The organism is Pseudomonas sp. GL-R-19 (assembly GCF_019956375.1).
Classification (GTDB): domain Bacteria; phylum Pseudomonadota; class Gammaproteobacteria; order Pseudomonadales; family Pseudomonadaceae; genus Aquipseudomonas.
The window spans coordinates 96,402-110,455 of sequence record NZ_JAHBDJ010000004.1; the positions used below are offsets into that span (position 1 = coordinate 96,402).

Annotated in this window: 10 protein-coding genes; 5 read left to right on the forward strand and 5 right to left on the reverse strand. The window is 56.0% G+C overall.

The window, feature by feature from the left end; translation table 11 throughout:
* Position 1: 1 nt before the first annotated feature.
* A complete protein-coding gene (locus KGA83_RS02505) occupies positions 2–916 on the reverse strand; it encodes a nucleotidyltransferase (protein ID WP_223528158.1) in 915 nt (304 codons plus the stop codon).
* A 561-nt stretch (positions 917–1,477) separates the two neighbouring features.
* Between KGA83_RS02505 and KGA83_RS02510 the strand changes: the two genes are divergently transcribed.
* The 5 genes from KGA83_RS02510 (at position 1,478) to KGA83_RS02530 (ending at position 6,165) form a co-directional block, all read left to right on the forward strand.
* Positions 1,478–2,152, forward strand: coding sequence for a hypothetical protein (locus tag KGA83_RS02510; protein ID WP_223528161.1), 675 nt, complete (start codon positions 1,478–1,480; stop codon positions 2,150–2,152).
* 1,033 nt (positions 2,153–3,185) lie between these two features.
* Positions 3,186–4,586 (forward strand): YfjI family protein, encoded by a 1,401-nt coding sequence (locus KGA83_RS02515; RefSeq protein WP_223528164.1) that lies wholly within the window; start codon positions 3,186–3,188, stop codon positions 4,584–4,586.
* A complete protein-coding gene (locus KGA83_RS02520; protein ID WP_223528167.1) occupies positions 4,570–4,929 on the forward strand; it encodes a hypothetical protein in 360 nt (119 codons plus the stop codon). Before KGA83_RS02515 ends, KGA83_RS02520 begins: the two co-directional genes overlap by 17 nt.
* Positions 4,907–5,887, forward strand: a complete 981-nt coding sequence (locus tag KGA83_RS02525; protein WP_223528247.1) for an integrase domain-containing protein — start codon at positions 4,907–4,909, stop codon at positions 5,885–5,887. The genes KGA83_RS02520 and KGA83_RS02525 overlap by 23 nt, the downstream gene beginning before the upstream one ends.
* Positions 5,884–6,165, forward strand: a complete 282-nt coding sequence (locus tag KGA83_RS02530; RefSeq protein ID WP_223528170.1) for a hypothetical protein — start codon at positions 5,884–5,886, stop codon at positions 6,163–6,165. The genes KGA83_RS02525 and KGA83_RS02530 overlap by 4 nt, the downstream gene beginning before the upstream one ends.
* 204 nt (positions 6,166–6,369) lie before the next feature.
* Here KGA83_RS02530 and KGA83_RS02535 read toward each other — a convergent pair whose 3' ends face one another.
* The 4 genes from KGA83_RS02535 to KGA83_RS02550 all read right to left on the reverse strand — a co-directional run bounded on the left by KGA83_RS02535 (position 6,370) and on the right by KGA83_RS02550 (position 13,969).
* Entirely contained in the window at positions 6,370–7,845 is a 1,476-nt protein-coding gene (locus tag KGA83_RS02535; RefSeq protein ID WP_223528173.1) for a restriction endonuclease subunit S, read from the reverse strand.
* Positions 7,838–9,385 carry an N-6 DNA methylase gene (locus tag KGA83_RS02540; RefSeq protein WP_223528176.1) on the reverse strand — a complete coding sequence of 516 codons (1,548 nt, stop codon included), beginning with the start codon at positions 9,383–9,385 and terminating at the stop codon, positions 7,838–7,840. Before KGA83_RS02540 ends, KGA83_RS02535 begins: the two co-directional genes overlap by 8 nt.
* Before the next feature lie 186 nt (positions 9,386–9,571).
* Complete coding sequence (gene hsdR / locus KGA83_RS02545) at positions 9,572–13,045, reverse strand: type I restriction-modification system endonuclease (RefSeq protein ID WP_223528178.1); 3,474 nt, start codon at positions 13,043–13,045, stop codon at positions 9,572–9,574.
* A gap of 255 nt (positions 13,046–13,300) precedes the next feature.
* On the reverse strand, positions 13,301–13,969 hold the full coding sequence (locus KGA83_RS02550) for a hypothetical protein (RefSeq protein ID WP_223528180.1): 669 nt from the start codon (positions 13,967–13,969) through the stop codon (positions 13,301–13,303).
* Positions 13,970–14,054 lie beyond the last annotated feature (85 nt).

The window sequence follows — 14,054 nt, forward strand, 5'->3', positions numbered from 1 at the left end:
CTCAGGTAATCCCAATATATCGGCGGGCACTGTCCACGAAGGCTTCGAATTGCTTGCGCTTCGTGTCGTCGTTCTTCAGCAAGTATTTCCACTCGCTCACTTCACCCCATTCCTCGCAGAGCGGCATGCTAGACAAATGGAAGGACAGATGATTCAACACGGCAGATACGTCTTCGTACCATGTGGCGTGGATGAAACAATTATTGGGAGCATTCCAAACGAGGCATTCGACATTGAAGCCCTTAATTGGCTTAGTTTCGGGGACTCCTTCCTCGTCCATGATGTTGCGAAGCTTTTTCACGATACGGACAACACCGCGATATGCTCGGCTGGTGTTGTTGTTTTTGGTATTGCCGTTTTCGTAATGCTGGCGCGGCCATTCGTGGGTGTCGTAGAGGCGTTCGGGCCAGTTGATGATCCTGCCGCCACTGTCTGGCTGCAACTCTGTTCCGCAAATGTAGGTGCCATCATCGGAATAACGGCGGTGTACCATGAGAGGGACTACGTCACAATCGACACGGTAGGTGTTTTCGTGAATGTCGAACGCCTTATCGCCCCGATTGACGGCCGCTCGCCCAAAGCGGCTTACGAGCGCCTTTTCTATGTCGTTCTTGAAATGTGAGTATCCATAGTCGACTCCAATCACGTTGAAGTCTGCGTCTGCTTTTCCAGGCGGGTAGTGGGTACCGAACAGATTGCCGGTGTAAAGGACGCCAATATCTATGTCACTGTCCTGCCGGACGTTTACGCGGTTGCGGTAGGAGCCTTGAACAAAAACTTTCGTCATTGACGCCACTTTCGGGTCAGCGGCGAGGGCCTTCTTGATTGCGGTGATTGTGTTGTCGATTCTATCGGTTTCTGTTTGGCTCGGAGCTTGCGCCCATGATGCAAAACACTTGTTCCATGTCGCGCTCACGGCTTATCCCCCTTGTCAGAAATTCCCCATAGATAATGGTCGGGTCGACCATCTCACATTTCAAGAGCAATGTCTGGCTAATCCTTAGCAGTAGGCCGCGAAGCTTAACCCTTTACTTACGCGCTCTTTTACTGGAGCGGAGGTTGGACTAGACCCCTTACTCCTTACGGCGGCGGATTAGAGTGCAGGAGCGTGCGCTTCTGGCCGTTTTATGCCTGTCGAGAAGAACTGCTAGCGACCCAAAGCAACCGATCAAGGCGTCTACGAAAGCAGATACGGTTCATTGCGTCCTTCGATTTCGATCACAAACGCCAGATATAATCTATGACTTCGTAACTTGCGTCCCATTAGATCGCGTTGGTACACTATTGTCGTGTGGGAGTTAGTGGTCGAAACGCCGGCCGATTAAAGAAAGTTCGCTCAAAGCCGGAGACTGGGTTCAAATCCTAGCTACACAAAATTATGCCAACACCCGCCCTGCAACCGTTCCTAAATGCCACCGGCCATATCGTTCATCACTTGAACTCGATTGTGGTGGGCCTAAGCGCAGTCGAAACGGGTATGGCAGTAAAGCCCGCAACGATGGACATCACGTGGTCACCGCATAACCCTCGGACTTCGGGTCGGCAGGCGCGGGCTTTTGCACTTCGCTCCACATTGGTGTTTCTCTCCGAAGAGCTGAATGGCTATTTGGATCGCCTCACAACTTTCCCAGGCGTGAACAGGCCCGCAGATTGGGAATCAAAGAGCAAGTCGGATCGTTTGATGGCCGTTTGGCGACTTCTGGACCTAGAAGAAGACTTCATTCTCGTAGGCGCGCTTCTGGTCGGGCATTGGCGAAATCGGATTATCCACCGAAAGTCGAATGCACGTCTCACGGATGCTCAGCGGATGCTGTTCGTTAATGCTGCGAATAAGATTGGCGAGAGCTTCAAAAATCTTGATCCGACGCGGACCCTTGAAGACTTCGAGAAAGATACACCGACCTTGAAGGATGTGTCTTCGCTAACCGCTATGGCCATCCGTTGCGTAAAGAAGCTTGATGACGCTGTCCCTGAGCCGAAGAGTGCGGAGGAGATAGCCATGTGGCTATCTGCACTAGGGTTGTCCGACGATCTTGATCGAGTGCGGCGCGTCTCCTCTGCCAAAGGAAAAGAGCAGGTCGGAGTTTCCACATTTTTGCGAACACACTGTCCAGAGTTGTTGAATGCTTACACCTACTATATCTGTGATTAAGCGTAACTGAGCAATTGACATTGTCACCAAGTCACGGGGTTGCGCGCGCCTATTCTTCGACAATCCTCTCTAATTTCGAGTGACCGGTTTTGGCCGTTCTCCGCCGGTCGTCACCACTGCGTGTGCTGGTCAAGTCGAATGAAAACGGTTGATCCACACGACTGCAATTGACTGGTCAGTGACAATGCAAATGGTTAAGTTCATGCAATTACGCAGGCTCACATTAAAACCCGACGAACGACCACCCAGCCATGGAAAGCCACCGGCTTCCCAGGTCTTCCAGTGCTACCGGTTGGCGCAACAGCCACCCCCAAAATACTGTTGACCGCGAACAGAACCAGCGCTACACCAGAACTGTACAAGCGCTGTCCTCGACAGCACCCAGGTAGCCAGAACCTTTGAAGCTACGCCACATTGTGGTGGTTCACCCCCAAGTGCGATTAGCGTCCGGTGGCTCGCACGGTCACAGCGATGTGATGGATGCCACTTCTTCCAGAATGCCCACTGCGGCAACTGATGCCCCCTCCTGGCTGCTCTGCAGCAACTTATCCGCTTGGCCAATTCTTGCGCCAACCTGTTGCCCGTCTCTTTGCCCCCTAAAGAGACGGGCGCTCCTACCACTGCTGCAGCCCCGCTCGCATGGGGCTTTGCGGCTTTCCCCCTCGTGACAATCGGCGTGACAAACACCGAATGCTCACTCGCCACAGCGATGCCGATGATGGTGCCGCAGCCCACGGAATGGACTGCACCTGACTGACAGTCAGGCATGCCCTAGTCATCGCTTCGCTGCCTTCACCTCACTCAGGATCTCGCGGCACCGGCTTCGTCAGCCAGTGCAGCCTCCACCCGCCCACTTCTTCGGAGGTGTTCAGGAGGCCAGATCATGAGATGCCCAAGCTCCCGGCCGTAAGGAGCCGTCAGTCCCGCGTAAGTGGACAACCCTCACAGGTCGCAGGGGCCTTGATCCCTGATAACACTCAACAACCGTGGCGGGATGAGTGAGGACGAAGTCGATAATCTCAGGAGAATTTCGATGCAACTGTGCGAAGCGTTCGAGCCACCACTACCATTGCTGGAATACCAGCAGGCGCCACTGCCCTACCCGGTCGAAGCACTCGGGGATTTGTTAGGCCCTGCGGTCGAACGATTGGCCGAGGTGATCGGCGTGCCCTGCGCCATGGCTGCACAATCGGTGCTGGCTACTGCTGCCCTGGTGAGCCAGGGTCATGCCAATGTCCACCTCGACGGCCGAACCTATCCGCTGTCCCTCTACCTACTGACGGTGGCGTCCTCGGGGGATCGCAAAAGCGCGGTGGATCACCTGGCACTGAAAGCGGCGCGCGACTGGGAACGACAGCAGTGGACCCTGTATGCAGAAAAGCTCAAAGCCTATCGCGCCGCTACCAGCATCATGGCCAAACCCAAAACCTCAAAAAAACACGCAGAGGCGGAAGTCAGCGAACTATCCGAGCCGGTACCGCCGAGACTGATCATTGCCGAGCCCACCATTGAGGCCCTAGTCAAAAGTCTGTGCCATGGCTTGCCCAGCATGGGCTTGTTCAATGATGAAGGTGGACAGTTCTTGGGCAGCAGCACCATGAGCAAAGAGAATCTGCTCAAGGCGATCACCACCTTGTCGACACTGTGGGATGGCAGCCCTATCGACCGGGCTCGCTCTATGGCCGGAGAAAGCCTGCGCGCCTATGACCGCCGCCTCAGCCTGCATCTGATGCTGCAGCCCTACCTGGCCAACCAGCTGTTCAAAGACCCGGTGATCAATGGCCAAGGCATCCTCGGCCGTTGTCTGATCAGCTGGCCCGAACGCCTGGCCGGCCAGCGGCTATACAAGGCGATCGACCTGAGCCGGGATGCCAAAGTCCAGCGCTACCAACAACGGATTACCGCCCTGCTGCAAAAGCCCTGGTCGCTTCACAAGGATGGATCACTCAATCCCGTCACGCTGGAACTGACTCCCCGTGCCCGTCGTGCCTGGATCGATATTCACGACACCATCGAGTGCCAGTCTGGCGAGTTCGGCGAGCTGGCCGGCGTCCAGCCTGTCGCGGGCAAAGCCGCGGCGAATGTGCTGCGCATCGCGGGCGTGCTGGCCATGGTTGAAGAGGCCAGTCAGTTGGAGGAAGCACACATCCAGCGCGCCTCCACGTTGATGGATTACTACCTGGCCGAGATCCAGCGCTTGACCGAACAGGAGCCGGTCAATAGCCGACGCGAAGAGGCGGATCGGCTGCTGCGCTGGCTGGTGCAGAAAGGCTGGACCCACTTCACCATTCGCGACATCAATCGCAACGGCCCTCGTTTTGCCCGCAAGAGCGCTGACCATACCGCTTCTTTACTGGTCGTGCTGATCACTCATCGCTGGCTGAGCAGCCGCGACGGAACAACTTTCGAGGTCCGCCATGTTTCGCCTCAATGACGCGGTGCGCCGCTACCAGGCGCAACATCAAGCACAGCCTGAATTGCCGCGTGTCGCCGCTGCTGTCGCCACCCTGTCGCCACGCGCCAGGCCAGAAACGACGCGGGTTGTCGCCACTGTCGCCGCTGTCGCCACACCACCCCTGGAGCCTACCCACCTAGCCCGGCTGATCGAGCAACTGCGTGAGGAAGGGGCACTGTTGCAACACCACGAGAACGCCCTCCTGATCCGCCCGACACACTGGCAGCAGATGGACAGGCTCAGTCCTCATTGGAAGGCCGTGCTGCTCTTTCTGCAAATAAACGAACACGGTGATGACGATGGCATTGGTCGGTCGGCGTGATGGTCGCAACTTTGGCTACGGCCGCCAACTGAGCTACGCCGGCCCACAAGCGCTCAAGGATCTGTTTGCCGGCGGCCACTTCGCCACGGTCAAAGCGCATAGCGATCGCTGGCAAGCGTTCGTGCGTTGGTGTCGATCAGAGGACGGCCCCGGTTGCAACGATGCGCGCCAGATCGATCGACGGACGCTGCAAGACTACGCCATGTACCTGCGCCAGCAGATCCAGCAAGGTGAACTCTGCATCGCGACCGCGCAGAACCGCCTGAGCAGCGTCAACCGCACCCTCGCCGCGCTGCGCGGTGATCAGGACGTGAGGATCGCCAGCCCGAGTCAGGCGTTGGGACAGCAGCGCTCGAGCGTACGCACCCGCGCGCCAGATGGCCAAGACCGCCAACAGCTGCGGCGAGTGCTTGAGGCGCTTGGCGAACGGCAACACGAGCGGGTGGCAGCGATTGTCCTGTTGGCCCGAGAAACCGGCATGCGCCTGCGCGAAGCGATCCTGGCTGACCTGCCACGCTTGCACCGCGAAGCCGAACACTTAGGCCGCATCAACATCCAGAACGGCACCAAAGGCGGCCGCTCAGGGGCTTCAGCGCCGCGATGGATCGCGGCCAATGAAGCGGTGAAGGCGGCGCTGCAGTTGGCTCATCATGCGTCGCCACCCCGCAGCCGCAACTTGCTGGCCCGAGACGAAAGCTACGCTGCGTTCCTGCAACAGACCGTGCTCCCCGCCCGCGAAACGCTGCATGAACACGGGCTGAAGGGCTTTCATGAACTGCGAGCAGCCTACGCCTGCGAGCGTTACGAACAGCTCACTGGCCACGCCGCACCGGTCAATGGTGGTCACTGCTATCGCATTGACCGTGACCTTGATCAACAGGCGCGCCAACAAATCAGCCTTGAACTCGGGCATAACCGGATCGATGTGGTTTCGGCCTATATTGGAGGTCGAGCATGACCAAGCCCTTCGATATGGCGCTGTTCCTGAGCGGCGTATTGACTGGCTCGAATGCCACCCAACAACGCCACCTACGGCAAGCCCAAATCATGCAAGTGGCCATTCAAGAGCGATGGCAGCGAGACAATCCCTGGACCTGGCAGCTCAAGCATGTGCGCTGGTTTCTCACTCAGCACCTGAAAGACCACTCCGATGCCACCCGGTATTACTATCGACTTACCGCCCTATTGATCTGGAGGCGATTAGGGAACGGCCGAGAATTGCTGATCAGTTGCTAGGCTAGGCGTAGGTAGGAATTGATTACTCTCTGCCGTCCTGACCGCAACATTTCATCGCGCTAGACCTCGCTCAGCAGGGACTGCTCGATGACCTGCTCACGTAAGGCCTTAAGGCTGATGGGCAGGCATCGGCGACCACGACCAATACGAGACGCATGACGGACTGGAAGTCGGGAATGGCCATGTTCACTTCCTTTCTTGAATTCAGGCCGACGCCTTGCGGCCACGATTTGCCTTGGGTGCGGCGGCACGCTCGGCTTTTATGCGCTCCAGCAGCACGCTGGCGGGTTCGTCATTCGGGTCTTGGGGCACTAGCTCACCGCGGAATGCCTTGGCCAGGATGCTTTGGGTCAGGTGGTCGATACGGGTTTTGGCCGAGGCGACCTTGGCCTCCACTTGGTCGGCAAAGGCGAAGAGTTGTTCGACTCGGCGGACGACTTCGGTTTGCTCCTCTAGGGTAGGGAGTGGAATCTGGATTGCCCGTACGTCACCGATATTAATTCCACGTACAGCAACACCCCGAGTAGCGTTCTTCATCCGGCGTTGGGTTGAATCAGCTAAAAGGACCCAATAGATGAAGGTCGTGGAGACTAGCGGAGAAATTGAAAGTCTTGCCGTATCTTGGGTGATATTTGCGCCTTCAAGTGCCTCAGGGATTTTTATTAGCCGTCCAACACTGCCTCGAATTGAAAGTAAAAGATCACCTGTAATCAATCGAGCACGTTTGAATTGCAGGTCAATTTCGGGGCTGGTTTTTTTGATGTTGGCTGGGTTCAGCTTATTGCCCGGAAAGTCGGCAACGCGAATATAGGGTACGCCTTCCTCTAACTCCGGGCCTGGCTTCAGAATCCCGTAAGTGATCGGCCGCCCAGGAGCGCAAATGTCACGCATCTCTGCGATATCCCAACATTCCGGCAAGTCACTCGGGCTAAGATCGTGGGCTTCCTCCGTAGGATTAGACGCATTGCCACGAGCATGGCCACCCTCTGCTTCGTGTGACTCCTTGAGCTGTTGATGCAACTGATGGGCACTACCGAGTGTAATGGCTGATGCACGCCACTCTTCTGTTAACTGCCCCGAAACCGCTGCGGCGAGAACGGATTGGCGAAAGCGTTTGAGCAGAGCAGGGATGGTGTCGATGCGGGCTTTGAGGGTGTCGACCTGAGCCAGCAGTTCATCGAGTTTTTGGGCGATGCGGATTTGTTCGTTGGTCGGCGCCAACCGGAAAGGCAACGTTTTTGTTGTAGTGCCTGAAAGTTCTTTAAACGTGGTTCCTGTACCCAAACTATCGGCAAGCTCTCGAATACTTTTTAAGAAGAAAAAGGCGTAGGTTGGGTCAACTTCTGCGGGAAAAACAAAGCTTTTGAAACCCTGGTTTGTCGAGATTTCGTTCGCAGCCAAGGCCACATATCCGATAGGTGCCCGGCTGCTGAAGAGGAGGCTCCCTTTCGGCATTAATTTAGCAGAGCAAGAGTCGTAACCTTTTTGCGAAAGATCGCGAGAACCTTTGGATATTTCTTTTTGCTTATAGCCACTGAGGTCGGCGGGTGTTAGCCAAGCAATACCTTTGCCAGGAAGGGCAAAGTTGCTGGCGTCATTTGCTTTAGGTGTGCCTCCTGCAATTACATCGGAAATTTCACCAATTGCAATATCGACCCACCCATTTGGTAGTTCACTCATCCCCATTCTCCTGAGCCACGACCAACCCCATAACCTCCGCCATCAACTGCCTCTGCGCCGCCACTTCATCCCCCGCCCCCAGCGCTTTCATCAACTCTTCCAACTCATGCAGCGCCTCGGTCAACTCAGCCATAGCCTCACCCGCCAACACTTCCGGGGCCGGCAAGTCGTTAGCATCCAGACTGTCCGCATCCTTCAACCAACTGATATCCAGCGAATCACCGCGCTGTTCAATCTGCTCGCGAGTAAACACCCGAAAGCGGCTCAGCTCCCCAATCCCTTCTACATTCTCCGCACGCGGACTATTGCCATTGGCATCCACCCCGTACGCCACTTCGAAAGGCTTGAGATGCGTCGCACCAAACGGCGTGCGCTTACCAAAACTCGGCATGTTGCTACGCAAATCGTAAACCCACACACGCTGGGTGCAGCCTTGATCCTGGCGCGGATTTTCAACAGTGCCTTTCTGGAAAAACAGCACATTGGTCTTCACGCCTTGGGCGTAAAAGATCCCCGTTGGCAGTCGCAGAATGGTGTGCAGGTTGCACTTGTCCATCAGGTCGCGGCGCACGTCGGTGCCGACGCCGGCTTCGAACAATACGTTGTCCGGCAACACCACGGCGGCGCGGCCACCGGGTTTGAGGCCGCGATAGATGTGCTGCAGGAAGGCCAGTTGTTTGTTGCTGGTCTTGTAAGTGAGGTCGTCACGGGTCGGGCCGCCGCCGCCCTTTGCGGTGCCAAACGGGGGGTTGGAGAGAATTACGTCGACTTTCGGCAGGTTGGCCCCGGTTTGGCCAAGGGCATTGCCCAGGTGCACCACGCCTTCTTCGTCACCTTCCATGCCATGCAGCAGAGTGTTCATCAATGCCAGGCGGCGAGTGCCAGGCACAAGTTCTACGCCGACAAAGGCACGGTTGCGCTGGAAGCTGCGGGCCTTTTCGTCGAGGTCGTAATAGTCGTCGGTTTGGCTTTTGATGTAGGTATCGGCGGCAATCAGAAACCCTGCGGTACCGGCGGCCGGATCCTGAATGACTTCGCCCTGCTGGGGCTTGATGCAGTTGATGATGCTGTCGATCAGCGGGCGCGGGGTGAAGTACTGCCCCGCACCGGATTTGGTTTCGCTGGCGTTCTTTTCCAGCAGACCTTCATAAAGGTCGCCGAGGCCGTCCTCACGGGCACTGAACCAGTCGATTCCATCTAGGCTCCTTACCATTTGTTCGAGATGGCGTGGCTCCTTAAGACGGGTTTGGGCGTCGGTATAGATGGCGGCGATCAATTGATCGCTGCTCTTGCCTAGATCGAGGAGCATTTGGCGGTAATGGTTGAGCAGATCCAGACCTGACTTATTCGACAGGTCTGGCCAGCGGGCACCGGCCGGCAGCTTGTGGTTGAAGTCGTCGTTGTTCTGAACCTGCTCGTATTCCATCTTGATGAACAGCAGCAGGACCAGTTCGGTCACATAATCGCTGTAATTGATGCCGTCGTCGCGCAGGACGTCGCAGAGGTTCCAGAGTTTCTGGACGATATCGCTATTGGTCATTGGTTGCCCTGAGAAAAGAAGGTATCGGGTCGATCGGGAAAGGCGTGGCAGCCCCATGCGAGTCGTCGACCTATGTAAAAATCGAAAGAAAAGGTTTGCGGTGGCCGAAGCTGGCCAGCATGTGGCGCGGGAGCGTATGGAGATCTGCCTGACATTGCAAGAGACCATCCCGACGCCCCCGGCTGATCACGCGGCGGCGGACCAGAGGTTATCGCCGAGTGTATCCAGCACTTGCTCCAGTTGGCCTCCAAGCAGCTTGTCGAGCCTTTTCAATCCGCCGTCATTGGAAAATGCACGGTTCAGTTGCTGCTTATCGACCACAATTTCATGGACCAATTGGGTCGCCAAGCGATCCAACCATCTGCGCTGGACCTGGTTCCAGGGCTGAAGGGCATAGATTTTCTGCATGGCGTTGGCGACCCTCTGCTCAAAAGGAATCAGCGCTTCACCCAGTGCAGCCTGACGAATGTAGCCGATCACGCTGGCAGCGATTTCCTGATTACTGTTATTGAACCAGGCGCTACGCAGACTGGCTTCACCGAATGCATTCTGATCGAGCAACAGGCGGATCTCGCGGAGTTGTTCACGTGTCAGATCTTTCGGGCGGTTTACCACTACAGACAGGGCCGCGGATTGGTTGATCTGCAGGTGGATGAACTCGCGAAAGCTGTCCAGATAGTCGGAAGGCTTGCCGTAATGACCATAACTTTGTTCACGGACCAACAGCTTATCCGGGTGATGCGAGATCACCGGATAACGATAGGTACCGAGCAACTCGTTCACCGTGGCAAGCTGATTGAGCAGCTGGCTGTGCTGACGAACGAAATTTGCTGCTTGCTGGGGGCCCAGCTCATGAAGATGCTGGTGTAGGTTAGCCGGCTCTACTCCCCAGAGTTCATGTAGCTCATCGAGTTTATGCTTGATGTCCGGCCGCGTCTCAGCTCTGTGCTGGGCCTTGCGCAGGATACGCATGATGCGCTGGTTGAGTTGGTCTAGTACGTCATGGGCATGACTCGTCTGCTCATTGTTGCCCGGCGCTTCGTGGCTATGGTCGCTGGTAATTTCATCCAGCAATTGCTCCAACGTGATGTTCGGGTCTTTTACCAGTGGCCGCATCGTATCGACCGATTCCAGGCTGGCGTACAGGTCCACTGGGTCATAGATGCGGAATACGGTCTTGCCTATGTCATCGCAGCGCCGGGTCGCGCGGCCTTTCATTTGCTCATAGAGGATGCGAGAACGCACGCGACGCATGAACACCAGGTTGCAGATCGAGGGCACATCAATACCGGTGGTCAATAGGTCGACGGTAATCGCGATATTGGGATATTTCTCGTTCTTAAAATGGCGAATACGACTTTCAACATGGTCGCTCTGGCCTGTGATGACCTGTACCGCAGCCTGGTTGTAGCTCTCCTCGTAGATATCCTTGAAGGCCGAGTCGAGAAGATTTTTCACCCTTTCCGCGTGAGCCTGACTGACGCAAAAGATCATGGATTTCTCTTCGCCGTTTGGGTCGATATCTCCAGCAAGGGCTTCGCAGATGACCCGGTCGAAGTCAGGTGTAATCACTCGGCGGTTGAATGATTCGATTTGGAAATCCAGCTCATCTTCCAGCTCGGCGACGTCGACTTCGCCAGTTTGCGTGTTGATTACGCTGACCTTATCGCCTCTGTCAAAATGAATGCCGTTTTCGCTTAGCTCGGTTCTGTAGTTGATCGGGGGTTCATGATCGATCAGCCAGTCATCCGCGACCGCTTCGCGGTAACTGTAGGTGAACACCGGTTTTCCGAAGATCTCCGTTGTCTGTATCGCCGGGGTGGCGGTCAGCCCGATGCGACAGGCGTCGAAATAGTCGAGTACGCGACGATATTGCGAAAGGTATTGGCTATGATCCCGAACGGAAAGCTCGCCTTCAGTCATCTCCTGATCAAGGGTATAACCGCGGTGCGCTTCGTCAACGATGATGCAATCGAACTCGCCAACCGGTGGTGGATTATCCGAACGGAAGATACGACTGACCATGGCTTGGACAGTGGCCACCTGGACGCGGGTCTCCGCTTCAGCCGCCATATCGCCGAGCACCTTGACGTCGTAGATTTGCGCGAGGGTCTGATTCTGCTCCAATGGCATATCGTGGAACGAATCGATGGCCTGTTCACCCAGAGCACTGCGGTCTACCAGGAACAGGATGCGCTTGAACCGTGACGATTTCAGGAAGCGATACATTAGGCCGATTATCGTACGGGTCTTGCCAGTCCCGGTGGCCATGGCCAATAGACAATTGCGTTTGTCTTCGGCCAAGGCCTTTTCGACAGCCAGGATGGCTTTCTCCTGGTAGTCTCGCAGCTTCAGGTAGCCAAAACCTTCTGTATGAAGTTTGGCTTCGGCTTTTGCCCGATCCTGTTTGAGCAGGTCGAGCAGATCGTCTGGCCGGTGGAAGTCCTGCAAGGCACGACGGGTATTGGCAGGGCTGCGAAGGTCTCTGAACCATGTACCAGATTGCTCGGCAAGCTGCTGGATGTACGGGCGACCATTGCAGGCGAAGGCGAAGGGGATTTGGAAGCGGCCGCCTTCTCCGTCTTCCCATGCGTCGGAGCGACCCGCTTCGCTCCAGGCGGTCACGTGTGCGGTGGGATCGATCCCTCGAGCGTATCGTTCGGCTTGGGGAATACGCTCCGCAATGTTGATGCGCTTGCGCTTGGCCTCGACTACAGCAATCGGCGTCAGGCCGCGGAACAGAATATAGTCTGCCTTGGAATTCAGGTTGGACATGGGCCACTCGGCAATTGCCTTGTTCTTGCCCTTTTCCGGACGCCCGCCTTTGGTATAGGTGAGATCCAAAGAGTCGGCTTCCCAGCCCGCCTCATTGAGCTGCTGGTCGATGAGAATACGGGTAAGGTCTTCATCCAGATCGAACTGTCTGGTCGCTCGCTTGGCTTTCTTGGCAAACGCTTGAGAGACCTTGGCTTGAGAGGCAAGCTCTTTGCGCAAGGCCTCAAGGTTCCTTTCATGCTCGGCCCGCAAATCGGCCAGTTGCTTTTCCTGCTCGTCCGCCTTCTGTTTGTAGTTGCGCGACTCGATTTCCATTAGGTGCGCGAGCTCTGCGTGCTCTTCGGCTTCACGCTTGAGCAGATCTGCCAGGTGCTGGTCATCCTCCAGTCGATGATCGGATTCGCGCAGCTGTGCCTTGAGTTGATCAATTTCGCTTTGGAGCTCGCGCAGCGGCGCGCTGGGGTCTGCTGGCGTGATGAATTGGCCAGGCTTGAATGTCCTGTCGGCTTTACCAACAGCGCGGTGGTACCAGACGCAGAGCTCGCGGGCGACTTTCAAGCCATCGAGCGCTTCCCGGTGGCAGGTGCTGAACTCGTGGGTCGCTTTGTTTCCTTCAATGCGCAGCGTATGGAACAGGCTGACAATATTTCGATCAAGCTGGATTTCACGGCCCAGTTTGTAAAGCAGGTCGGCTTGGGTGGTCTTGACATCAAATTCGATGGCAGCACGGCTGGCAAGGTCCTGCGCTAGGGCTTCTCCCAACTGTCGGAGCTTGATCAGCGTAATGTTGGGATCGCTGCTGAAAGCTTGCTCGGCGCTTGCGGCCAACTTGTTGAAAACCGGGTCGTGTTCGGCAAGGAAGAAGAAGTTAGAGCGTTGGGACATTGCGTCATTCCTTAGACTGGTTCTGGCAGCGATCAGGTGCACAAGCGCAAACAAATTATTTCAACTTTAACGAAGAATAATGGCACTTGACCAGCACTCACTGCCCCGCGCTTCACGGAGCGCCAGTGTCGATACGCGCCGCATTCCAAATTGGTATCACTTATGAGGCACCCATGGCAGCATCACCAACCTCACAGAAAGCCGACTTGTCTTACTCCCCACCTGTGCACGCGTAGGTGGTTGGAATACACAGCGCTAATCGAGCTTCGTGGTCTCAGACCAATAGTGGGCAGCTTTAATGATTCGCTTGCAGCCAGAAATGGCATTAGGGACCAAATTCTCGTGCTGACTGTCACTCATCGAAATGCTGATCTCGGCATGAGCTTCTCTCACTGCTCCCCACAAGCTTAGATAAGCTTTCGCCAGCTGGTCGCTGGGCAGATCCAATGCGCTCAGCTTATTCAGCTGCTCGTAATAGCCTTCAAGTGATCTCCTTACCTGACCCCAATCAACTGTTTTAGTCAGCACCCCCAAGCCCTGAACGCAGTCCAACAGGCGTACAGCAAAGTCGTGCATGGATAGGGCGGTATGGCTTATTGAATTTTGAAGAAAAGTCATCTTCTCCTTTGCCTTCTCTACTTCGCGCAGCGCCCTCTCCTCATCACGTCGATCCTTCGCATTTGCTATCCACACCGATGCCAGTATGGCCGCGATGGAACCCACAGCCTGAACCCATGCTGGCGCGTTGGGATTTCCCCAAGGCCAATTGAAGATCCACCAAGCGGCTAGGACGACTAACGGCGATACAAGCAGAGCACTGACAAGGCCGCGTGGGCGGATGGTGAATACTATCTCTTTCGGCATTGCCATCTCAGTGCCATCACAAAAACACGAAGCTTGCCCGGTGAGGTTTGGCGAGTCCATAGGGCGCTGCATGATGGCACTCAGCTCATCCCAACTTGCAGGCTGCATAAAGGCTAAAAAATGGCAGTAGTTTGCGTCCAGCCTG